The following is a 22,794-nucleotide window of genomic DNA, read 5'->3' as shown; positions in this document are numbered from 1 at the left end:
TCCCCGTGCCGAAATATCCCGAGAGCCATGACGCAGCGGAGTCCACCGAGCTGCTCAGCACGCCAGAACTGAACCGGGCGGTCTGGGACCGGGCCGCCGTCCGGCTGTTCGCGAAGATGCTCGCCCAGTTCGCCTATGAGGAAGTCGTCGAGCCCGCCGCGCAGGACGGAGGCGATACGTACACCCTCTGCCTCGACGACGGCGGAACCCTCAGCTTCCGTGCCCGGCGGGGCGTGTACGGGAGTTGGCGCATCGCCCCGGACTCCATCCTGGCGACGCCCGGGAGCACCTCCGGAGCACCGGTCGGCGCGGGGCCCCACAGCGGGCAGCCGGACGGCGGGAACACCGAGCCCGTTCCCTTCCGCGATCCCCTCCAGTTCCTCGTACGCGCCCGTCGGCTCCTCGGCATCGACGGCGCCACCCTCGGCCACCTCATCCGTGAGATCACCACCACTCTCACCGCCGACGCCCGGCTCGACCACACCGCGTTCCCCGCCGCCCGGCTGGCAGATCTCGACTACGCCGAGCTGGAGGGGCACCAGACCGGCCACCCCTGGCTCGTCGCCAACAAGGGCCGCCTCGGCTTCTCCGCCGCCGACGCCTCGCGCCACACCCCTGAGGCCCGCAAGCCCCTCACGCTGCCGTGGATCGCGGTCTCCACGAGGATCGCCGCCTACCGCGGAGTGGCCCGCCTCGCCGGACCGGAACAACTGTACGCACAGGAACTCGACCCGTCGGTCCGTGACTCCTTCGCCGCCGTGCTCCGCGCGCGCGGCCTCGACCCGGCCGGCTATCTCTGCCTTCCCGTACACCCCTGGCAGTGGGACGAATGGATCATTCCGGCCTTCGCCCCCGCCATCGCTGCCGGTGACATCGTTCCGCTGCACGCCGACGCGGACCTCAGGCTGCCCCAGCAGTCCATCCGCACCTTCAGCAACGTGGCCCGCCCCGACCGGCACACCGTCAAGCTGCCCCTGTCGATCCTCAACACACTGGTCTGGCGGGGACTGCCGACCGAGCGCACCCTCGCGGCCCCTGCCGTCACCGACTGGGTCCACGGACTGCGCGACCAGGACGCCTTTCTGCGAGACACCTGCCGGGTCATCCTGCTCGGCGAGGTGGCCTCGGTGGCGGTCGAGCACCCGCTGTACGACCGCCTCCCCGAGGCCCCGTACCAGTTCAAGGAGATCCTCGGCGCGATCTGGCGCGAACCTCTCCAGCCCCGGCTCGCGCCCGGCGAGCGGGCCCGGACCCTGGCCTCGCTGCTCCACACCGATCCGCAGGGCCGCGCCTTCACGGCCGAGCTCGTCGCCCGCTCCGGACTGACCCCCACTGTCTGGCTGACCCGCCTCTTCGCCGCCCTGCTGCCGCCGCTGCTGCACTTCCTCTACCGGTACGGCACGGTGTTCTCCCCGCACGGCGAGAACGCCATCGTGGTCTTCGACGACCAGGACGTGCCGGTGCGCCTGGCGATCAAGGACTTCGTCGACGACGTGAACGTCAGCGCCCGGCCGCTGCCGGAGCACGATTCGATGCCCGAGGACGTACGCCGCGTCCTGCTCACCGAGGAACCCTCCTTTCTTCCCCAGTTCATCCACGCCGGACTGTTCATCGGAGTGTTCCGCTTCCTGTCCCCGCTCTGCGAGGAGCAGCTCGGGGTTCCTGAGAACGATTTCTGGACACTCGTCCGCGCCGAGATCCTGCGCCACCACGCCCGCTTCCCCGAGCTCAAGGAGCGGTTCGAGATGTTCGACCTGCTGAAACCACGCATCGAACGCCTCTGTCTGAACCGCAACCGCCTGCACGTCGACGGCTACCGGGACCGTCCCCAGCGCCCGCACGCGGCCATCCACGGGAGCGTTCCCAACCCCCTCCACGCCTCCGCCGGAGTCCGGGAGTGACCGCTGTTGTCAGTGGGGCCCCGTACGCTGGTCGCGCTATGACGAAGCCATCCCTCCCCGAGCTCCTGCACGCCGCCGTGACCGCCGTCGGCGGTACGGAACGACCAGGCCAGGCCGCCATGGCCGGGGCCGTTGCCGAGGCCGTCGACGACAACTCCCATCTTCTCGTCCAGGCCGGCACCGGCACCGGAAAGTCGCTCGGCTACCTGGTGCCCGCGCTGGCCCACGGGGAGCGAGTGGTGGTGGCCACGGCGACACTGGCGCTCCAGCGTCAGCTCGTGGAGCGCGACCTTCCGCGCACGGTCGACGCCCTGCATCCGCTGCTGCGCCGGCGCCCCCAGTTCGCCATGCTCAAGGGCCGGTCGAACTACCTCTGCCTGCACCGGCTCCACGAGGGAGTGCCGCAGGAAGAGGAGGAGGGGCTCTTCGACCAGTTCGAGGCCGCCGCCCCGTCGAGCAAACTCGGCCAGGATCTGCTCCGGCTCCGGGACTGGTCGGACGAGACCGAGTCCGGCGATCGCGACGACCTCACCCCCGGGGTCTCCGACCGCGCCTGGGCACAGGTCTCCGTCTCCTCCCGTGAATGCCTGGGCGCCAGTAAGTGCGCGTACGGAGCGGAGTGCTTCGCCGAGCTGGCCCGCGAGCGGGCCAAGCTCGCCGATGTCGTCGTCACCAACCACGCCCTCCTCGCCATCGACGCCATCGAGGGCGCCCCGGTGCTCCCGCAGCACGAGGTGCTGATCGTCGACGAGGCCCATGAGCTGGTCTCCAGGGTCACCGGGGTGGCCACCGGCGAGCTCACCCCCGGCCAGGTCAACCGCGCGGTGCGCCGCGCGGCCAAGCTGGTCAACGAGAAGGCCGCCGACGCGCTGCAGACCGCGTCGGAAGGGTTCGAGCGGGTGATGGAGCTGGCGCTTCCCGGCCGCCTGGAAGAGGTCCCCGAGGACCTCGGCTACGCACTGCTGGCGCTGCGCGACGCCGCGCGCACCGTGATCTCGGCCCTGGGCAACACGCGCGACAAGTCCGTCCAGGACGAGGACGCCGTGCGCAAGCAGGCCCTGGCATCGGTGGAGACGATCCACGGCGTCGCGGAGCGGATCACCCAGGGTTCGGAGTACGACGTCGTCTGGTACGAGCGCCATGACCGTTTCGGTGCCTCCCTGCGGGTCGCGCCGCTCTCCGTCTCGGGGCTGCTGCGCGAGAAGCTCTTCACCGAGCGGTCCGTCGTCCTGACCTCGGCCACGCTCAAGCTCGGCGGGGATTTCAACGGGGTGGGCGCGTCGCTCGGTCTGGCTCCCGAAGGCACCGCGGGTGACGACTTCCCGCAGTGGAAGGGGCTCGACGTCGGTTCGCCGTTCGACTACCCGAAGCAGGGGATCCTGTACGTCGCCAGGCATCTGGCCACGCCGGGGCGGGACAGCTCGCGTACCGACATGCTGGACGAGCTCGCCGAGCTCGTGGAGGCAGCGGGCGGACGCACCCTCGGGCTGTTCTCCTCGATGCGCGCGGCCCAGGCCGCCGCGGAGGAGCTGCGGGGCCGGCTGGACAAGCCGATCCTGTTGCAGGGCGAGGAGACGCTGGGCGAGCTGATCAAGAATTTCGCCGCCGATCCCGAGACGTGTCTTTTCGGCACGCTGTCGCTCTGGCAGGGCGTCGATGTGCCGGGGGCCAGCTGCCAGCTGGTGGTCATGGACCGGATCCCGTTCCCGCGTCCCGACGATCCGCTGATGAGCGCGCGCCAGAAGGCGGTCGAGGAGGCGGGCGGCAATGGCTTCATGGCCGTCGCGGCGACGCATGCCGCGCTGCTGATGGCCCAGGGCGCCGGCCGGCTCGTCCGGGCCACGGGTGACAAGGGTGTGGTCGCCGTGCTCGATCCGCGTCTGGCCAACGCCCGGTACGGCAGCTATCTGCGCGCCTCGCTGCCCGACTTCTGGTACACCACCGACCGCGATCAGGCGCGCCGCTCACTCGCGGCGATCGATGCGGCGGCCAAGGCGGACGGCGAGTAGCCCGCCCCGGGCGACCGACGGCATGGCAGGACCCCGGGATCGGCGCAGTGGATCCCGGGGCCCGGTCGGAAGCGGCGGGCTTCACACCCGCCGCAGTACCGCCACCACCTTGCCGAGGATCGTCGCCTCGTCGCCCGGGATCGGCTGGTACGCGGAGTTGTGCGGGAGCAGCCAGACGTGGCCGTCCTCCCGCTTGAAGCGCTTGACGGTGGCCTCGCCGTCCAGCATGGCCGCCACGATGTCGCCGTTCTCCGCGACGGGCTGGCGGCGCACGGTGACCCAGTCGCCGTCGCAGATGGCCGCTTCGATCATCGAGTCACCGACGACCTTGAGCACGAACAGCTCGCCGTCGCCGACGAGCTGGCGGGGGAGAGGGAAGACGTCCTCGACGGACTCCTCGGCGAGGATCGGGCCACCGGCCGCGATCCGGCCGACCAGCGGCACGTACGACGCCGCGGGCTTGCCCGTCGTGTCGGTGGGCTGCGAGCTGGGCTGGTCCGAACCGCGGACCTCGTACGCCCGCGGGCGATGGGGGTCGCGGCGCAGGAAACCCTTCCGCTCCAGGGCCATCAGCTGATGGGCGACGGAGGACGTGCTGGACAGGCCCACCGCCTGGCCGATCTCCCGCATCGAGGGCGGGTATCCGCGCCGCTGCACGGAGTCCCGGATCACCTCGATCACTCGCCGCTGCCGGTCCGTGAGCCCGGAGCTGTCCGCCCGGATTCCAGGAGGTCGTCCGGGCAAGGAGCGCGCTGGGCGCGCGGGCTCCGGCCCCTCCATGTTCGTGACTGAGTCATTCATGGCATGCACCGGCTCGAAACGGCTCTGGGAGCGGTCCTGGGCAGTGATGGTGGCACTGTCTGCGGTGGTGGTCACGTCGGCCCCTCTCGAATGGTCTCCCTAGCTGGACAACGGTAGTAGCTTTCGAAAGGTTGCGCCAAACACACGTTCGAGTGAAAAACGAATAAAAGTCTGCCGTGTGTTCTCTATCAGGTGTATGTGCGATGGCTGAGTGGCCGGGAATCCAGCTGCGGGCCGACCCGCAATTCGGGCTTTTACGGTAGCCGCCGGCATGGCGGTGCCGCCACGCGGGGGTGGTCGTGAGGCCGTTGTGCGGGTCCGACAAGGAGAGCCCCGCAATCCTGGCGGCCAGATGGTTCCCGTAACCTCGTGGGCGGCCGTACGCTGCCTGCCGGTCGCTGGTTCAGCGCGACACGCGGTAGGGCCGAATGCGCGACCAAACCCAAGATCTAGTGGTTGGATTGTTCCAGCCGCCCAGAAGTTGTGGTCCCCGGTCCGCCGAGGGTGTGGCCATCGCCTATGCTTGTGACAGCTTCGCAGGGCCCTGACGGGCCTTGGAGAGGCTATTGAGTCGTGCTGTGAAGGAGGGTTGGGAGCCATGCACTGCCCCTTCTGCAGGCACCCCGACAGCCGGGTCGTCGACAGTCGCACCACCGACGACGGCACGTCGATCCGACGCCGCCGCCAGTGCCCCGACTGCTCCCGCCGTTTCACGACGGTGGAGACCTGCTCGCTGATGGTGGTGAAGCGCAGCGGTGTGACCGAACCCTTCAGTCGCACCAAGGTCATCTCCGGCGTGCGCAAGGCGTGCCAGGGGCGACCGGTCACCGAGGACGCCCTCGCCAAGCTCGGCCAGCGGGTCGAGGAGGCGGTGCGTGCCACCGGCAGTGCCGAACTGACCACTCATGACGTGGGCCTGGCCATCCTCGGCCCCCTGCAGGAACTCGACCTCGTCGCGTACCTGCGCTTCGCGTCCGTGTACCGGGCGTTCGACACACTCGAAGACTTCGAGGCGGCCATCGCGGAACTCCGTGAGCGGCGGCCTTCGGCGGAGGAGCGCGGGAAGGGCGGGATCGTTGAGCTCCCCGTTCCCGCCGTCACCGCCGACTGATCGGCGCCGGCCGGCCGACACGGTTCCGTGGATCGGCGGCAGGGCGGCTTCATAGACCTGCTCCGGGCGCTCTGCGTGGCGCCCGAGGCATCAGAGACAGACTGTGCCCCGGGAAGTTCTGGGCACTCCAGGGTGTTTTTGCCCACATATGGGAGGCGGCATGACAGAGACGGCGAGCGGCCCGGCACGAGGTTCCCGAGCCAAGGGAGCCAAGTCGAGCAAGGGGCTGCGCATCGAGCGCATCCACACCACCCCCGGCGTACATCCGTACGACGAGGTGGCGTGGGAGCGCCGTGACGTCGTCATGACCAACTGGCGCGACGGCTCGATCAACTTCGAGCAGCGTGGCGTCGAGTTCCCCGACTTCTGGTCGGTGAACGCGGTCAACATCGTCACCAGCAAGTACTTCCGCGGGGCCGTCGGCACCCCGCAGCGCGAGACCGGTCTGCGCCAGCTCATCGACCGGATCGTGAAGACGTACCGCAAGGCCGGTGAGGACAACGGCTACTTCGCCTCTCCCGCGGACGCCGAGATCTTCGAGCACGAGCTGGCCTACGCCCTCCTGCACCAGATCTTCAGCTTCAACTCGCCGGTCTGGTTCAACGTCGGAACGCCTCAGCCGCAGCAGGTCTCCGCCTGCTTCATCCTGGCCGTCGACGACTCCATGGAGTCGATCCTCGACTGGTACAAGGAAGAGGGCATGATCTTCAAGGGCGGCTCCGGCGCCGGCCTGAACCTCTCCCGTATCCGCTCCTCCAAGGAGCTGCTGTCCTCCGGCGGCAACGCCTCCGGCCCGGTCTCCTTCATGCGCGGTGCCGACGCCTCCGCCGGAACGATCAAGTCCGGTGGCGCCACCCGGCGTGCGGCCAAGATGGTCATCCTCGACGTCGACCACCCCGACATCGAGAACTTCATCGAGACCAAGGTGAAGGAGGAGGAGAAGATCCGCGCCCTGCGCGACGCGGGCTTCGACATGGACCTGGGCGGCGACGACATCACGTCCGTCCAGTACCAGAACGCCAACAACTCGGTCCGGGTGAACGACGAGTTCATGAAGGCCGTCGAGTCCGGCGGCAAGTTCGGGCTGCGCGCCCGCATGACCGGCGATGTCATCGAAGAGGTCGAGGCCAAGGCTCTCTTCCGCAAGATGGCCGAGGCGGCCTGGGCGTGCGCCGACCCGGGCATCCAGTACGACGACACCATCAACGCCTGGCACACCTGCCCGGAGTCAGGCCGGATCAACGGCTCGAACCCGTGCTCCGAGTACATGCACCTGGACAACACCTCGTGCAACCTCGCCTCGCTGAACCTGATGAAGTTCCTCAAGGACGACGGCAAGGGCAACCAGTCCTTCGAGTCCGAGCGCTTCGCCAAGGTCGTCGAGCTGGTCATCACCGCGATGGACATCTCCATCTGCTTCGCCGACTTCCCGACCCAGAAGATCGGCGAGAACACCCGCGCCTTCCGCCAGCTCGGCATCGGTTACGCCAACCTCGGCGCCCTGCTGATGGCGACCGGCCACGCCTACGACAGTGACGGCGGCCGCGCCCTCGCCGGTGCCATCACCTCGCTGATGACCGGCACCTCGTACAAGCGCTCCGCCGAGCTCGCCGCGGTCGTCGGCCCGTACGACGGCTACGCCCGCAACGCCGAGCCGCACCAGCGCGTCATGAAGCAGCACGCCGACGCCAACGCCGCGGCCGTCCGCATGGACGACCTGGACAACCCGATCTGGGCCGCCGCGACGGAGGCCTGGCAGGATGTCGTCCGCCTCGGCGCGAAGAACGGTTTCCGCAACGCGCAGGCCTCGGTCATCGCGCCCACCGGCACCATCGGTCTCGCGATGTCCTGCGACACCACCGGTCTTGAGCCCGACCTCGCCCTGGTCAAGTTCAAGAAGCTGGTCGGCGGCGGCTCGATGCAGATCGTCAATGGCACCGTCCCGCAGGCCCTGCGCCGCCTGGGCTACCAGGAGGAGCAGATCGAGGCGATCGTCGCCCACATCGCCGAGCACGGCAATGTGATCGACGCCCCCGGTCTGAAGACCGAGCACTACGAGGTCTTCGACTGCGCGATGGGCGAGCGGTCCATCTCCGCGATGGGTCACGTGCGCATGATGGCCGCGATCCAGCCGTGGATCTCCGGCGCGCTCTCCAAGACGGTGAACCTGCCGGAGACGGCCACTGTCGAGGACGTCGAAGAGGTCTACTTCGAGGCGTGGAAGATGGGTGTCAAGGCGCTTGCGATCTACCGCGACAACTGCAAGGTCGGCCAGCCCCTCTCCGCGAAGACCAAGGAGAAGGAGAAGGAGGCGGTCACCGCCAGGGCCGAGGAGACCATCCGTACCGCGGTCGAGAAGGTCGTCGAGTACCGCCCGGTCCGCAAGCGCCTGCCCAAGGGCCGTCCCGGCATCACCACCTCCTTCACGGTGGGCGGCGCCGAGGGATACATGACCGCCAACTCCTACCCTGACGACGGTCTCGGCGAGGTCTTCCTGAAGATGTCCAAGCAGGGCTCCACCCTCGCGGGCATGATGGACGCCTTCTCCATCGCCGTCTCGGTCGGTCTGCAGTACGGCGTCCCGCTGGAGACCTACGTCTCGAAGTTCACCAACATGCGCTTCGAGCCGGCCGGCATGACGGACGACCCGGACGTGCGGATGGCGCAGTCGATCGTCGACTACATCTTCCGCCGCCTCGCGTTGGACTTCCTGCCCTTCGAGACCCGCTCGGCGCTCGGCATCCACTCGGCCGAGGAGCGTCAGCGCCACCTCGACACGGGTTCGTACGAGCCCTCCCTCGAGGACGAGGAGCTGGACATCGAGAGCCTGGCCCAGTCCGCCCCGGTGCGGACGGAGCCGCTGAAGGCGGTGGCTGCGGTGCAGGAGGCGGAGCGGCCCGCCCCGAAGACCGCGCACACCTCGGCGGAGCTCGTCGAGATGCAGCTGGGCATCAGCGCGGACGCGCCGCTCTGCTTCTCCTGCGGCACGAAGATGCAGCGCGCCGGATCCTGCTACATCTGCGAGGGCTGCGGCTCGACCAGCGGTTGCAGCTGACCAGCTGCCCGAGGCGCGGAGAGCGATGCGCCGCATGATCTGTCCGGGTAGCTGAACCGCAGCTCAAGAAGGGCGCCGACTTCCGGTCGGCGCCCTTCGCGGTGGTGCGGTCCCGGGCCGGCGCGCGGTGGTTCCCGCGGTGTGGCACCATCTCGCAGGTGACCAGCAGACCCGATGAGGCGCAGCGCTTGCGCGACCTTGCGCGGTTGCGCCGTGTCCGTGACCGGATCGACCGGGAGTTCGCCCAACCGCTGGACGTCGAGGCACTGGCTCGTGGCGTGCACATGTCGGCGGGGCATCTGAGCCGCGCGTTCCGGCAGGCGTACGGCGAGTCGCCGTACGGATATCTGATGACGCGGCGCATCGAGCGGGCGATGGCGCTGCTGCGGCGCGGTGATCTCAGCGTCACCGAGGTCTGTTTCATGGTCGGTTGCTCGTCACTGGGCACCTTCAGCACGCGCTTCGCGGAGCTGGTGGGGATGCCGCCCAGCGTCTACCGGCGTGAGGCCGCGCGTGCGACGGTGGGGATGCCGTCCTGCGTGGCGAAGCAGGTCACCAGACCGATCAGGAATCGAGAAGCGTGGTCACCGGGCCGCGATCTAGCGTGACGCCCATGGACATCACGATTCACTCGAGTTTCCTCCCGCACGACGACCCCGATGCCTCCGTGGCCTTCTACCGCGACATCCTGGGCTTCGAGATCCGCAAGGACGTCGGGTTCGGCGGGATGCGCTGGATCACGGTCGGCCCCGCCGGCCGGCCCGGCGCGTCCGTCGTCCTGCACCCGCCGGCCGCGGATCCCGGCGTCACGGAGGAGGAGCGGCGCACCATCACCGAGATGATGGCCAAGGGCACCTACGCCATCATCACCCTGGCCACCGACGATCTCGACGGCACCTTCGACCGGCTCCGGGCCGGCGGCGCAGAGGTCGTCCAGGAGCCGACCGAGCAGCCGTACGGGATCCGCGACTGCGCCTTCCGCGATCCCGCCGGCAATCTCATCCGCATCAACGAGATGCGCTGAAACGTCCGGCGATGCGGCCACGAGCCGCACGGACGGAGGAGAACCGGACGTACCGCTCGACGCCCGGGACGGCGAGCCGGGCGACGCAGACGGAGACCGTGAGCGCGGCTCCGCCCGACAGAGGGAGAAACGATGAGCATGGCGAAGAGGACGGACCCGCAGTCGCCTGCGCCGCACGCCGCCGACAGCCACGATCTGATCCGCGTGCACGGCGCGCGCGTGAACAACCTCAAGGACGTCAGCATCGAGATCCCGAAGCGCCGGCTGACGGTGTTCACCGGCGTCTCCGGTTCCGGCAAGAGCTCACTGGTGTTCGGCACCATCGCCGCCGAGTCGCAGCGGCTGATCAACGAGACGTACAGCGCCTTCGTGCAGGGCTTCATGCCGACCCTCGCGCGGCCCGAGGTCGACGTGCTCGACGGACTGACGACCGTGATCACCGTCGACCAGCAGCGCCTCGGCGCCGACCCCCGCTCCACGGTCGGCACGGCCACCGACGCCAACGCGATGCTGCGCATCCTCTTCAGCCGACTGGGTAAGCCGCACATCGGCTCCCCCCAGGCGTTCTCCTTCAACGTCGCCTCGGTCCAGGCGAGCGGTGCCTTCAAGGTCGACCGCGGCGCCGACCGGACCAGGACCGTCAAGCGGACCTTCACCCGCACCGGCGGCATGTGCACCCACTGCGAAGGCCGCGGCAAGGTCTCCGACATCGACCTCAGCCAGCTCTACGACGACTCCAAGTCGCTTTCCGAGGGCGCGTTCACCATCCCCGGCTGGAAGTCGGACAGTTTCTGGACCGTGCGGGTGTACGCCGAGTCGGGCCTCCTCGACCCGGACAAGCCGATCCGGGAGTTCACCAAGAAGGAGATGCAGGACTTCCTTCACCGGGAGCCGACCAAGGTGAAGGTCGAGGGCGTCAACCTCACCTACGAGGGGCTGATCCCCAAGATCCAGAAGTCCTTCCTGTCCAAGGACAAGGAGGCGTTGCAGCCGCACATCCGGGAGTTCGTGGAGCGGGCGGTCACCTTCACTACCTGCCCAGAGTGCGAGGGCAGCCGGCTCAGCCGGGAAGCCCGCTCGTCGAAGATCAAGAAGCTGAGCATCGCCGATGCCTGCGCGATGCAGATCAACGACCTGGCGCAGTGGGTGCGCGGCCTCGAGGACCCGTCGGTGGCGCCGCTGCTCGCCGCGCTCCAGCAGACCCTCGACTCGTTCGTCGAGATCGGCCTGGGCTACCTCTCGCTCGACCGGCCGTCGGGCACGCTGTCGGGCGGCGAGGCGCAGCGCGTCAAGATGATCCGTCACCTCGGCTCCTCGCTCACCGATGTCACCTACGTGTTCGACGAGCCCACCATCGGTCTGCACCCCCATGACATCCAGCGGATGAACGATCTCCTGCTGCGCTTGCGGGACAAGGGCAACACGGTGCTCGTCGTGGAGCACAAGCCGCAGACGATCGCCATCGCCGACCACGTCGTCGACCTCGGCCCCGGCGCGGGTACGGCGGGCGGCGCCGTCTGCTTCGAGGGCACCGTCGAGGGGCTGCGGGCCGGCGACACCATCACCGGCCGTCATCTCGACGACCGGGCGGACGTCAAGGAGACGGTGCGCGAGCCCACCGGGGTGCTGGAGATCCGCGGCGCGACGGCACACAACCTCCGCCACGTCGATGTCGACATCCCGCTCGGCGTGCTGACCGTCGTCACCGGCGTCGCGGGCTCCGGCAAGAGCTCACTCGTGCACGGGTCGATTCCGGCGGGCGTGGATGTGGTCTCGGTCGACCAGGGAGCCATCCGCGGTTCGCGGCGGAGCAACCCGGCGACGTACACCGGACTGCTCGACCCGATCCGCAAGGCGTTCGCGAAGGCCAACGGTGTGAAGCCGGCGCTGTTCAGCTCCAACTCCGAGGGTGCCTGTCCGACCTGCAACGGCGCCGGGGTCATCTACACCGACCTGGCGATGATGGCGGGCGTTGCCACCACCTGCGAGGAGTGCGAGGGGAAGCGGTTCGAGGCATCGGTGCTCGGCTACCACCTCGGCGGCCGCGACATCAGCGAGGTGCTCGCGATGTCGGTGACCGAGGCCGAGAGGTTCTTCGGCGCCGGCGAGGCGCGCACACCGGCCGCGCACAGGATCCTTGAGCGGCTGAGCGACGTCGGGCTCGGCTACCTCAGCCTCGGCCAGCCGCTCACCACGCTGTCCGGCGGCGAGCGGCAGCGGCTGAAACTGGCGACCCACATGGCCGAGAAGGGCGGGGTGTACGTCCTCGACGAGCCGACCACCGGCCTCCACCTCGCCGATGTCGAGCAACTGCTGGGTCTGCTCGACCGGCTCGTCGACTCCGGCAAGTCGGTCATCGTCGTCGAGCACCACCAGGCGGTCATGGCGCACGCCGACTGGATCATCGACCTGGGGCCGGGCGCGGGTCACGACGGCGGCCGGATCGTCTTCGAGGGCACACCCGCCGGCCTCGTCGCCGCCCGCTCCACCCTCACCGGCGAACATCTCGCGCAGTACGTCGGGGCCTGACCGGGGGGCCTCGCGCGGGCGATATGCCACGGCCGCGCGAGGCCCCGAAGGCCGCGCTCCCGCGATGCTCCTACGGGACCGCACGCCTTTGACGGGTCAGGTGCCGGGCGTGCGGCTTCCCATCGTCGCGGCGAACGATTCGGGGTCGCCGTCGAAGCCCCGGACCGTGCGGTGGAACTCCCAGGCCCCGGAGGCGCTCCGGACGAACTCGGCCACGGTCGCCGCGGTGGCCGCGCCGACCGCCGAGAAGTCGTCCTCCGCCAGGTTCGTATAGCCCTCGCGGACCTGGACACCGGTGTTCGCTATCTCGCCGAACGTCTTGCGGCCGTCGCGTTGCTGGATGGCGACCCCGACGACGACCCGGGTGTACGCGGCCGGCAATCGCTCCAGTTCCAGCGTCATCACCTCGTCGAAACCGAACCCCTGGCCGGTCCTGCTGTCACGGTTGAGATTGATCGTGCCGTCCGGCGAGCGGCTGTCGAAGTGCACCAGGTACGCGGGGCTGCCGTACGGCGCTTCGGCGAGGTACGTCGCCGCGATGATGTCGAGGTCGTGGGCCGGCGCACCCGAAGGGCTGGGGTCCCACTTGAGTCTGACCTCGACCTTGTCGATGTCCTTGTTGGGTGTGCTCATCGGAGTTGCCTCCCTGGCTTTCCGCCGGGCCGTCGGGCTGTCGGGCCGTTCACATCACCCGATCATGTCCGTAACCGACCGTAGGTCCAACCGGCTTGGTTCTCGGCGATGGAATCGGGCCACGAAGCCCCGTGCCGGGGCGGCCTGCCGGGGTCCGTGCGGAATGCGGCGCGGCGGTCGCTGCCGGACCTCGTCCCGGAAGATCTCGATGGCGCTGCTGACCTGGCGGATGAGGTGGGTGTCCTCGATGCGGTCGAGGTAGCGGCAGTTGCGGGCCAGGCCCTCCAGCTCGAAGGCGAAGCAGAGCGTCATCAGCTGGTTGATGAACAGTTCGCTGCCACGGGTGCGCGAGGTGAACCGCACGTCCCCGAAGGCTCCTTGGACGGCGGCGGCGATCGACCGTTCACGATGCCGGGGTGGTCGGGCGTGTGGTGCTGGGCGTGCGCCACGGGCATCGACGAAGAGCGCGCCCTCACGGCTCGTAGGATGTCCGTGCCGCCGTCGACCAGGACGACCGCGTCGATGTCGTACTTCTCGATCAGCGTTCGGTAGGCGGCGCGCAGCGGCTGCACCCCCACGCGGGAGAAGGCGTGGACCGTGCTCGGGTAGCCGTGCAGGCCGAGCCACTGGGCGAGCGTCCGTTCCGGGAAGCACGCCTGGTGGAGGGCCGTTTCGGGGGTGATGACGGCGACGTCCGGCGCGAGCCGGGATTCGCGGGGCAGCCCTTCGAGGGCGCTGAACGACAGATTGGCGAGCTGTACGTGCTTGCCCTGGTGGAAAAGCGAGAGCGCGACGGGCAGTCCGGCGTAGATGTCGAAGCCGCCTGCCCCCGCGACGAGGACGCGTTCCGCGGGTTCGGGCCGGGCGAACAGGGGGTTGGTGTGCAACGGGACCATGGAGATCATTCTTCGTTTCACGGCGGCCGCTTCGGGACTGCTCCGTCCGGGCGTGACTCGTGCCACGCGCGGCACCGTACGATGGCGCGGTGCTGGTCAAGTGGATTCGTTGCACCGTGGTGGACCGTCGAGGTTTCGAACGGGGGCAGCGGAAGTGGGCGGGGCTGTTCGGCGAACCCGGATTCAGGGGGCAGGGCGGCGGTTGGAGCCGAGGGCGTCCGGATGTGGCGCACATTTTCGCCTTCTGGGAGAACCGTGTCTTCTACGACTCGTTCATGGCACGCGCGCACGACGGCCTGGCCGCTGCCCAGTCCGGCACGTACAGCGGCATCCAGGTCAAGCTCTTCGAGCACCGCTTCGATGTGAAGACCGGCTTCGAGCCGCGTTTCACCGACGCGGATGTGGTCCGGGTGGCGCACAGCAAGGTGCGCGAGGACAGGGTGGAACACTTCGCGTTGATGCAGGAGAGGGTGTGGAATCCGGCGATGGCCGGTTCGCCCGGCATGGTGCGCGGGGTGTTCGGGGAGGCGCCGGGGCAGGAGTTCCTCGTGCTGTCGATGTGGCAGTCGAGCGCCGAGCGCGGCAAGTACCGGGCGGGGAGCATCGAGCGCCTGTCGCAGCGGGCGCAGACCGAGGACGACGTGGCGGAGCTGGCGGGGGACGTCGTGCAGCTGGAGCCGTCGTGGACGGTGTGACCGGCCCGGCCGCAGCGGTACGGCCGGGCCGATGATCCGGGGGCGCTCCGGGCGGCCCATCAGGCGGATTCGGCAGGGGAGTTGAAGACTCCGGCGCGGGCGGCTGCCAGCGCCGCGTCGGCGGACCGATCGGCCGACGCCCCGTCCACGGACTCGCGGGTGATGAACAGTCCGAGGAACAGGGGCGAGACCACGGCCCGTACGAGCGCTCCCGCGTCCGTGCGCCGGTCCAGCTCGTGCCGGGCGACAGCGCGCGCGACGACGACCTCGCAGCGGGCGAACCGCTCCGTGTAGAAGGCGTTCAGCGCCTTCGCGGCACGCTCGGACTGGAAGGCCGCGGCGATGAACGCGGTCGGTGCGGCCGCTGCGGTGGGATCCTCGAAGGAGGCCGCCGTCATCCGCGCCAGGGCGCGCAGATCTCCCTCCACGCTTCCGGTGTCGGGTGGGGCCCAGCTGTCCTCCCCGGCCAGCTCCAGGGCGTCCGCGACGAGCCCTTCGAGGTTTCCCCAGCGGCGGTAGAGGGTCGTCTTGTGAATGCCGGAGTGCTCCGCGACGTACTCGACGGTGAGGCCCGGGTAGCCGTGCTCCGCCAGGCCGGTGAGGACGGCGTCACGGACCGCCGCTCGGGTGCGGGCGGTTCTGCCGCCGGGACGGCGAGTGCCCGGGGCGAGCGGGGGTTCCGGCGGGCCGGCTTCCGGGGCGGATCTCTGCCCAGTCAATTGCTACTCCTGTTGCGTTAGTGGGTTCCACTGTGTCACACTCGCTTTAATGCGACAACGATTGCGTTAGTCTGGAGGTGCCCTTGCCCACACAGATCGCCCTGCGCGGCGTGACCACGACCCGTGGCGACAGGCTGTTGCTCGACGACGTCTCGCTGGCCGTGCGACCGGGCGAACGGATCGGCATCGTGGGGGAGAACGGAGCGGGGAAGACAACTCTGCTCCGGCTTTTTGCGGGGCTCGAACAGCCCGATTCCGGGAGCGTGTTCACGGCATCGGCCTGCTGCCCCAGACCCCCGGCTGCCGCCCGACAGCACGGTCCGGGGTGCGGTCGACGACGCGCTCGCGGAACTGCGCGCGATGGAGCGGAAGTTGCGGGAGGCCGAGGCGGATCTCGGTGCGGCCGACGATGCCGCGCTCGCCGCCTACGGAGACCTGCTCACGGAGTTCGAGTCACGCGGGGGATACGAGGCGGACGCACGCGTCGACAAGGCGATGCATGGCCTCGGTCTCGCGCACACAGGGCCGGACAGGAAACTGGGCAGTCTCTCCGGCGGGGAGCAGGCGAGGCTGGGCCTCGCCTGCCTGATCGCGGCGTCCCCCGAGGTGATGCTGCTCGACGAACCCACCAACCACCTGGACGGAGCCGCGCTCGACTGGCTGGAGAGCACGCTGAGGTCCCACCCCGGCACGGTGATCGCGGTGTCCCACGACCGGATCTTCCTGGAGCAGGTCGCCACCGCGGTGCTGGAGGTCGACGCCGACCGGCGGACGGTCGTGCGCTACGGCGGCGGCTACGAGGGATTCCGTGCCGAGCAGCGCGCCGCACGACAGAGCTGGGAGCGGTCCTACGCGCAGTGGTGCGAGGAAACCGCGCAACTGGAGGCCTACGCGACGACCACCGCTCATGGCGTCGCCACCGGCCGCGCCATCAAGGACAACAACAAGATGGCGTACGACCGGGCATCGGGCCGGGTCCAGGACTCCGTGTCCGGTCGAGTCCGCAACGCGCACAAGCGCCTGGAGCGACTGAGGGCGCAGCCCGTCCCCAGGCCCCCGGACCCCCTGCGCTTCGCCGCTGCGCCCGCGGCCGGCGCGACGCAGGGAGAGCTGGTGTCCCCGACCGGCATACGGATCGGCGACCGGCTCGCGGTCGATCGGCGCTCCGTGGTGGCGGGCGGAAGGCTGCTGATCCACGGTGGCAACGGGGCGGGGAAGTCCACCCTGCTCCGAGTCATGGCAGGCGTGCTCGAACCGGACGAGGGCCGCGTCGTCCGGCGCGGCGGGATCGGCTACCTCGCGCAGGAGATACCGGTGCACCGCCCCGCGGAGTCCGTGCTCACAGCATTCGGCCGAGGACTGCCCCTCACCGATGAGGAGCTGGTGGAACTGCTGCTCTCGTACGGGCTGTTCCGTCCCCGGGACCTGAGAGTGCCTGTCGGAGCGCTCTCGGCGGGGCAGCGCAGACGGCTCGCCCTTGCCCGCCTGCTGACCCGGCCCGTGGATCTGCTGCTGCTCGACGAACCGGCGAACCACCTGGCACTCGGACTCGTACAGGAACTGGAGGAGGCACTGGCCCACTGGCCGGGGCACTGGTCGTGGTTTCGCACGACCGGCTGCTGCGCCGCCGTTTCACCGGCGACATCCGACGGATGGAGTCCGGACGACTGCTCGAATGAGCCGCAGCCGTTCTAGGGTCGGTACATGGCACGACCGCAACGCATTGTCCTGGTGAGACACGGGGAGTCCGAGGGCAACGTCGACGACACGGTGTACGAGCGCGAGCCGGACCATGCGCTGAGGCTCACGGCAACAGGGCTGAGGCAGGCCAGGGAGGCAGGAGTACGGCTGCGCGAGCTGTTCGGCGGCGAGCGGGTCAGCGTGTACGTCTCGCCGTACCGCCGCACCCACGAGACGTTCAGGTCTCTCGGCCTGGACCTTGAGCGGGTCCGGGTACGGGAGGAGCCGCGCCTGCGCGAGCAGGACTGGGGGAACTGGCAGGACCGCGACGACGTGCGGCTGCAGAAGGCGTACCGGGATGCGTACGGCCACTTCTTCTACCGTTTCGCGCAGGGGGAGTCCGGAGCCGATGTGTACGACAGGGTCGGGGCCTTTCTGGAGAGCCTGTACCGGAGTTTCGAGGCGCCCGACCATCCGCCGAACGTTCTGCTGGTCACGCACGGACTGACCATGCGTTTGTTCTGCATGCGCTGGTTCCACTGGTCGGTCGCCGAGTTCGAGTCGCTGTCCAATCCGGGCAACGGAGAGACCCGGACGCTGATACTCGGGGAGGACGGCCGCTACACCCTTGACCGGCCGTTCGAGCGCTGGCGCACCCCTGAGCCGTACGGCATCACCGGATAGAGTGGAGGAGCGATGACAACCGCTGAATCCGCTTCCGGCCACCGTTTCGAACGTGCCCTTGCCAGCCTGCGCGGGCTCTCCGTGGGAGACGCACTGGGCTCCCAGTTCTTTGTGCCCGTCAACTATCCGCTGCTGAAGCAGCGCGAACTCCCGCCGGGTCCCTGGCAGTGGACGGACGACACCGAGATGGCGTGTTCGGTGCTGGCCGTGCTGGTGGAGCACGAGCGGATCGACCAGGACGCGCTCGCCCGCGCCTTCGCCGGCCACCACGACTTCGACCGGGGATACGGCCCCGCCGTGAACCGGCTGCTCAGGCTGGTCCGGGAAGGCGGTGACTGGCGCGAGCTGGCGTCCGCGTTGTTCAACGGCCAGGGCTCCTGGGGCAACGGCTCGGCGATGCGCATCGCCCCGCTCGGCGCCTGGTACGCGGACGACCCCGAGCAGGCCACGCATCAGGCCGAGATCTCCTCGTACACCACGCACCAGCACCGCGAGGCGGTCGTGGGCGCGATGGCCGTCGCGGCAGCTGCCGCACTCGCGGCGGCGCCCGCCGGGCCGCCCACTCCGGCGGACCTGCTCGACGGCGTCATCGCGCTCGTACCGCGCAGCGCCGTCGGCGCAGGACTGCGACGGGCACGCGACATGCTCGACTACGGCGACGCCGGGACGGTCGCGGCGGTCCTCGGTAACGGCCGGCGCACCAGCGCACATGACACGGTTCCGTTCGCCCTCTGGTCGGCGGCGCGGAGCCTCGGCGATTTCGAGCAGGCCTTCTGGGTGACCGCCCAGGCCGGCGGAGACGTCGACACCACCTGCGCGATTGCCGGCGGGGTCGTCGCGGCGAGCAACGCGGGCGCACCGCCGGCCGACTGGACGGCACGGACGGAGGAGCTGCCGGACTGGCTCCCGCGATAGGGCGGCGGACCGGAACACCCCGTTGAGGCCGCCGGACTGTCACGGTACTGCCACAGCTCCTCCTCGCACGGCCCGGACCAGCGACGGGAAGCTACTCTTTCGGCCACGCCGCCGTCGATGATCATCCAGACGGTCGTGCGCCGAAAATGAGACGCCGGGGTGCCCCAGCCGCTGCCCTGCGGGCGGTGTGCGCGGACCCCGGTGGGGAGGGGTCCCATGTCCGATCACACGTCAGAAGCGCCCCGGCCGGCCGATGCCCCCGAGCCGCCCGAGCCACCGGGGCAGGCCGTAACGCCGGAGTGGCCCGCACAGTCGAAGGCTCCGCGGCCGGAGCCCGGGGACATCGTTCCCGAGCCGCCAAAGGTGCCGCTGTACGCGCAACAGGGCGGGCACCAGCAGCCGGCCGACCCCTGGCGGCAGAGCAGCCCCCAGGCCTCCACACTGTCGACACTGCGTCCGGCCGCGCCGGCCTCCATCGGCGGTGCGACGCTCTGCTGCGTCATCGTCACGGCGATCCTGAGCGGCCTGCTGCTGGGCGACGGCCTCGGCCTGAACGCGCTGATCGTCGCGGTACCGGCGACGCTCGGGGCCTTCTTCGCCGCGCGGACCGCCGGTCGCCGCCTGCGTCCGTGGACGGCCTTCTGGGCGGTCGGCGGACTGGCGCTCCTCGCCGTCCCGGCCCTTCGGGACGCCGGGTGGCCCGTCTTCCTGGCCATCGTGTCGTCCGTCGCGCTGGGCTCGCTCGCCCTGCACGGCAGCCGCAGCTGGCTCGGGGTGTTCCTGGCTTCGCTGGGCCTGTTCAGCGCCATTGCCGATGGTCTCGCCTGGGGCGTACGGGGCGTGCGTGCGCGGATGAAGGGGTCCAGAGGCCGACTGGGAGCTGTTCTCCGCAGCGTCGCGGTGGCGGTCGTCCTGCTGATCGTGTTCGGGGCGCTGTTCGCGAGCGCCGATGCAGCCTTCGCCGATGTGCTCGGCAGTCTGATGCCCGATGTGTCGGTCAGCGGCAGCCCGTGGCGATTCCTCCTCTTCCTGACCGGCCTGGTCGGCGCGCTCGCCGCCGCGTACGCCGCGGCCGCTCCGGTGCGCTGGGACGGCATCACCGTCCGCCGGGGGGAACCCCGCGGACGCCTGGAGTGGGCGCTTCCGCTCGTCGTGCTGAACCTGCTGTTCGCCGTCTTCATAGCCGTCCAGCTCACCGTGCTGCTCGGCGGCTACGACAAGGTGATGGCCGAGACCGATCTCAGCTACTCCGCATACGCCCGGCAGGGTTTCTGGCAGCTTCTCTGGGCCACACTCCTCACCCTGCTGGTGATCGCACTCGCCCTGCGCTGGGCCCCTCGCGGGCGGGGCGGCGACCGCACCCTCGTGCGGACCGTGCTCGGCGTGCTGTGCCTGCTCACCCTGACCGTCGTGGCCTCCGCGCTGAGGCGGATGGACCTCTACGTCGACGCGTACGGTCTGACACGGCTGCGGATATCCGTGGCCGCGGTGGAACTCTGGCTGGGCGTGGTGCTCGTCCTGATCATGGCCGCCGGGGTGTTCGGTGCCCGCCTGCTGCCGCGTGCCGTGGCCGCGAGCGCGGCCGTCGGTGTCCTCGCGTTCGGGCTGGCCTCGCCCGACGGGCTGATCGCGGAGCAGAACGTTCAGCGGTACCGCGACGACCACTCGATCGACATCGACTACCTCCGGGGTCTCTCGGCCGACGCCGTACCGGCCCTGGACACGCTGCCCGAGCCACTGCGCTCCTGCGCACTCAGGGACATCGAACGGTCGCTGCGCTCCGACGACGTCCCCTGGTACGCCACCAGCTGGGGCGAGTCGAGGGCCCGGGACATTCTGCGGAAACGCAGTCCGCAGGACGCGGCGCGGTCCTGTGTCTCGTCGTCGCGTACGGGTGTCGGGGACAGCGATCGGGACGGTGACCAAAGCGATCCGTACGACCCGTACTGACCGGTCCGGGCCAGGTCCGTGGAGGCGGTGCGGCCATCAACGGGCCCGGGACGACCGAGGGGCGCCCCGGGGTGTTGCGGGCGCCCCCATCGGCGTACGCTGACAGGCGCCATGCCGTACGAACCACCCACGCACACCGTCGAGCGCTCACTGCGCGCTACTACTGGTGCCAAGACCGTCGCCGGTGTCGATGAGGTCGGCCGCGGGGCGTGGGCGGGACCGGTCACCGTGTGCGCGGCCGTCACCGGCCTCCGCAGACCTCCCGCCGGGCTCACCGACTCCAAGCTGATCAGCCCCAAACGCCGCGCGGAACTCGCGCCGTTGCTGGAGCGCTGGGTCACCGCGTTCGGTCTCGGCGACGCATCCGCGCAGGAGATCGACGAGCTCGGGATGACGGCTGCGCTGCGTCTCGCCGCCGTGCGCGCCCTCGAAGCCCTGCCGGTCCGGCCGGACGCGGTGATCCTCGACGGCAAGCACGACTACCTGGGAGAGCCCTGGCAGGTCCGTACAGTGATCAAGGGCGATCAGTCCTGCATCGCGGTCGCGGCCGCCTCGGTGATCGCCAAGGTCCACCGGGACACGATGATGGCCGAACTGGGCGCGGATTCCGGGGAGTACGCCGATTTCGCCTTCGGGGCCAACGCCGGCTACCCGTCGCCCGTGCACAGGGCCGCGCTGGAGGAGTGGGGGCCCACACCTCATCACCGGCTCTCGTGGTCCTATCTCGACGCGCTGCCCAAATGGCAGCACCTCAAGAAGGTCCGGATCTCCGCCGAGGCGGCTGCAGTGGAAAGCGGGGGCCAGCTCGGCTTCGACTTCTGATCGCGCACAAGTACCCACCCGCCGGGGCCCCGAGCGTCGGCGTTTGATAGACAACCACCCATGCCTCTCATCCCCGAGGAGCCTCAGATTCACGAGAGCGCCCAGGGTCCCCGCGTCACTCCGGCCGCAGGCCGCACCGCGCCGACCCCCCGTCCTGTACCCGGCCCGCGTTCAGCGGCCACGCCGCGCCCCGGTCGTCCCGGGCCCGGCCCCGCGAGGCCCGCGCCCCCGACGCAGCGCCCGCAGCCCACCTCCGACCGCCCCCGGACGGACCGGCCGGAGAATCGTTCCGCACCACAGATCCAGCTGATCCCCGCCTCGGCGGCCGGCGCACTCGACGCCGCCGACGAAGCCGTGGACCTGCTGCTCGACTCCGGCCGCGCACCGGGCGACATCCTGGTGCTCACCACCGGTGAGCAGCACCCGTGGGCGGCGCACGAACTCTCCTTCGGAGAGGCCGCCTACTGGGCGCAGCACGAGGCCGGCGACGATGTCTTCTTCGCCGGTGCCGCCACCGCGGAACGGCTGAAGGCCCGTCCGGTGGTGATCGTCGCCGTCAACGGCGGTGACGCCGTCGCCGGGGCGCTGACCGGGGCGCGGGAACGCGCCGGAGCACTGCTGATCGTGTGCGGGGACCCGCAGCGGATCAACGCAGTGCTCGGTGCAGGCGTCTGATCTGCAGGGAACACGGCACCGTGGTGGCCCGGCTGTCCGACAGGGCGGCCGGGTCCGCGGCCGGCTCAGCGGGCCGCGGTACGCCGCAGCGGTTGCGCCGCACCGCCGCCGGAGCGCAGCGGCGCCTGATCCGGGCCGAGCGAGGCGTCGGCGAGGGCGGACGGCCGCGACACGGAGTTGGGACGGCGCCCGGCCCGGCCCTCGCCCAGCACCTGCCAACCACCCCCGGTCAGCGTGATGTACGCGCCGCACCGCAGGCCGTGCAGTGTGCAGGCGTCCCGCAGGCCCCACATCCACGCCCCGTCCTCCTCCGTCCAACGCTCGTCGCCCTCACGGCAGTAGAGAAGTACCGCGGTACGCACGGGCGTGCGGCGACGGAGATCGTGCGGGATGACCCGGCGCAGATGGGCCAGCAGCGCGTTGCGGAACTCCCAGCCGTCAGCGGCCGTGGAGCGGCGGGCGAACGAGGCGCTGGCCGTGAGGCGTTCCTCGTGGTCGAGCACGGCGACCACAGCGGTCGCCGGGGTCGGCCGGTGCCGGGTGTGCAGGCCGTTGACCACCTCGCGGGGATTGCGCAGCAACGGTATGCCCGCTTCGGCCCACTCGGCCGGTTCGAGCATCCTGGCGAGACGGTTGGCGGAGTCGGCGGACACCGCTGTCGAAGTGGCTGCGGACGGAGCGAATCCGAAGGTCAC

General features: G+C 70.0%; 17 protein-coding genes and 2 pseudogenes. 14 read left to right on the top strand and 5 right to left on the bottom strand.

Annotation, left to right across the window (positions count from 1 at the left end; all coding sequences use genetic code 11):
• The first annotated feature begins 5 nt into the window (after nt 1–5).
• Both IE107_RS25955 and IE107_RS25950 read left to right on the top strand, forming a co-directional pair.
• A complete protein-coding gene (locus tag IE107_RS25955) occupies nt 6–1,901 on the top strand; it encodes an IucA/IucC family protein (protein ID WP_189546753.1) in 1,896 nt (631 codons plus the stop codon).
• A gap of 38 nt (nt 1,902–1,939) precedes the next feature.
• Nucleotides 1,940–3,910, top strand: a complete 1,971-nt coding sequence (locus IE107_RS25950) for an ATP-dependent DNA helicase (protein ID WP_189546752.1) — start codon at nt 1,940–1,942, stop codon at nt 3,908–3,910.
• Nucleotides 3,911–3,991: 81 nt separating this feature from the next.
• On the opposite strand, the gene lexA is transcribed toward IE107_RS25950, so the two are convergent.
• Nucleotides 3,992–4,786 (bottom strand): transcriptional repressor LexA, encoded by a 795-nt coding sequence (gene lexA, locus IE107_RS25945; RefSeq protein WP_072488421.1) that lies wholly within the window; start codon nt 4,784–4,786, stop codon nt 3,992–3,994.
• Nucleotides 4,787–5,309: 523 nt separating this feature from the next.
• On the opposite strand from lexA, the gene nrdR reads away from it, so the two are divergent.
• The 5 genes from nrdR to IE107_RS25920 all read left to right on the top strand — a co-directional run bounded on the left by nrdR (nt 5,310) and on the right by IE107_RS25920 (nt 12,430).
• On the top strand, nt 5,310–5,822 hold the full coding sequence (gene nrdR / locus IE107_RS25940) for a transcriptional regulator NrdR (protein WP_189546751.1): 513 nt from the start codon (nt 5,310–5,312) through the stop codon (nt 5,820–5,822).
• 160 nt (nt 5,823–5,982) lie between these two features.
• Nucleotides 5,983–8,877: a vitamin B12-dependent ribonucleotide reductase gene (locus tag IE107_RS25935; RefSeq protein WP_189546750.1), complete on the top strand. Its 2,895-nt coding sequence runs from the start codon at nt 5,983–5,985 to the stop codon at nt 8,875–8,877.
• Between the two features lie 158 nt (nt 8,878–9,035).
• Complete coding sequence (locus IE107_RS25930; RefSeq protein ID WP_189546749.1) at nt 9,036–9,485, top strand: helix-turn-helix transcriptional regulator; 450 nt, start codon at nt 9,036–9,038, stop codon at nt 9,483–9,485.
• Between the two features lie 5 nt (nt 9,486–9,490).
• Entirely contained in the window at nt 9,491–9,901 is a 411-nt protein-coding gene (locus tag IE107_RS25925) for a VOC family protein (RefSeq protein WP_189546748.1), read from the top strand.
• A 132-nt stretch (nt 9,902–10,033) separates the two neighbouring features.
• Entirely contained in the window at nt 10,034–12,430 is a 2,397-nt protein-coding gene (locus IE107_RS25920) for an ATP-binding cassette domain-containing protein (RefSeq protein WP_189546747.1), read from the top strand.
• A 96-nt stretch (nt 12,431–12,526) separates the two neighbouring features.
• Here the strand turns inward: IE107_RS25920 and IE107_RS25915 are convergent, their stop codons facing one another.
• Entirely contained in the window at nt 12,527–13,063 is a 537-nt protein-coding gene (locus IE107_RS25915; protein ID WP_189546746.1) for a TerD family protein, read from the bottom strand.
• A gap of 54 nt (nt 13,064–13,117) precedes the next feature.
• Nucleotides 13,118–13,959: pseudogene (locus IE107_RS25910) on the bottom strand (DUF1152 domain-containing protein).
• An 89-nt stretch (nt 13,960–14,048) separates the two neighbouring features.
• Here IE107_RS25910 and IE107_RS25905 point away from each other — a divergent pair.
• A complete protein-coding gene (locus IE107_RS25905) occupies nt 14,049–14,654 on the top strand; it encodes a YdbC family protein (RefSeq protein WP_189546745.1) in 606 nt (201 codons plus the stop codon).
• A gap of 59 nt (nt 14,655–14,713) precedes the next feature.
• On the opposite strand, the gene IE107_RS25900 is transcribed toward IE107_RS25905, so the two are convergent.
• The gene (locus IE107_RS25900; RefSeq protein WP_189546744.1) at nt 14,714–15,373 is read right to left on the bottom strand and encodes a TetR/AcrR family transcriptional regulator; all 660 of its coding nucleotides are present in this window, start codon (nt 15,371–15,373) and stop codon (nt 14,714–14,716) included.
• A gap of 83 nt (nt 15,374–15,456) precedes the next feature.
• Here IE107_RS25900 and IE107_RS25895 point away from each other — a divergent pair.
• The 6 genes and pseudogenes from IE107_RS25895 (at nt 15,457) to IE107_RS25870 (ending at nt 22,099) form a co-directional block, all read left to right on the top strand.
• Nucleotides 15,457–17,052, top strand: a pseudogene (locus tag IE107_RS25895) (ABC-F family ATP-binding cassette domain-containing protein).
• Between the two features lie 25 nt (nt 17,053–17,077).
• Nucleotides 17,078–17,737: a histidine phosphatase family protein gene (locus tag IE107_RS25890; RefSeq protein ID WP_189546743.1), complete on the top strand. Its 660-nt coding sequence runs from the start codon at nt 17,078–17,080 to the stop codon at nt 17,735–17,737.
• A 12-nt stretch (nt 17,738–17,749) separates the two neighbouring features.
• A complete protein-coding gene (locus IE107_RS25885) occupies nt 17,750–18,652 on the top strand; it encodes an ADP-ribosylglycohydrolase family protein (RefSeq protein WP_189546742.1) in 903 nt (300 codons plus the stop codon).
• A gap of 216 nt (nt 18,653–18,868) precedes the next feature.
• Nucleotides 18,869–20,602: a DUF4153 domain-containing protein gene (locus IE107_RS25880; RefSeq protein WP_189546741.1), complete on the top strand. Its 1,734-nt coding sequence runs from the start codon at nt 18,869–18,871 to the stop codon at nt 20,600–20,602.
• A gap of 111 nt (nt 20,603–20,713) precedes the next feature.
• Entirely contained in the window at nt 20,714–21,424 is a 711-nt protein-coding gene (rnhB, locus tag IE107_RS25875; protein WP_189546740.1) for a ribonuclease HII, read from the top strand.
• Nucleotides 21,425–21,484: 60 nt separating this feature from the next.
• On the top strand, nt 21,485–22,099 hold the full coding sequence (locus IE107_RS25870; protein ID WP_189546739.1) for a hypothetical protein: 615 nt from the start codon (nt 21,485–21,487) through the stop codon (nt 22,097–22,099).
• Nucleotides 22,100–22,164: 65 nt separating this feature from the next.
• Here the strand turns inward: IE107_RS25870 and IE107_RS25865 are convergent, their stop codons facing one another.
• Nucleotides 22,165–22,794, bottom strand: coding sequence for a hypothetical protein (locus IE107_RS25865; protein WP_189546738.1), 630 nt, complete (start codon nt 22,792–22,794; stop codon nt 22,165–22,167).

Source organism: Streptomyces gelaticus, assembly GCF_014649535.1.
Classification (GTDB): domain Bacteria; phylum Actinomycetota; class Actinomycetes; order Streptomycetales; family Streptomycetaceae; genus Streptomyces; species Streptomyces gelaticus.
This window is presented reverse-complemented; position numbering and strand designations above follow the sequence as displayed.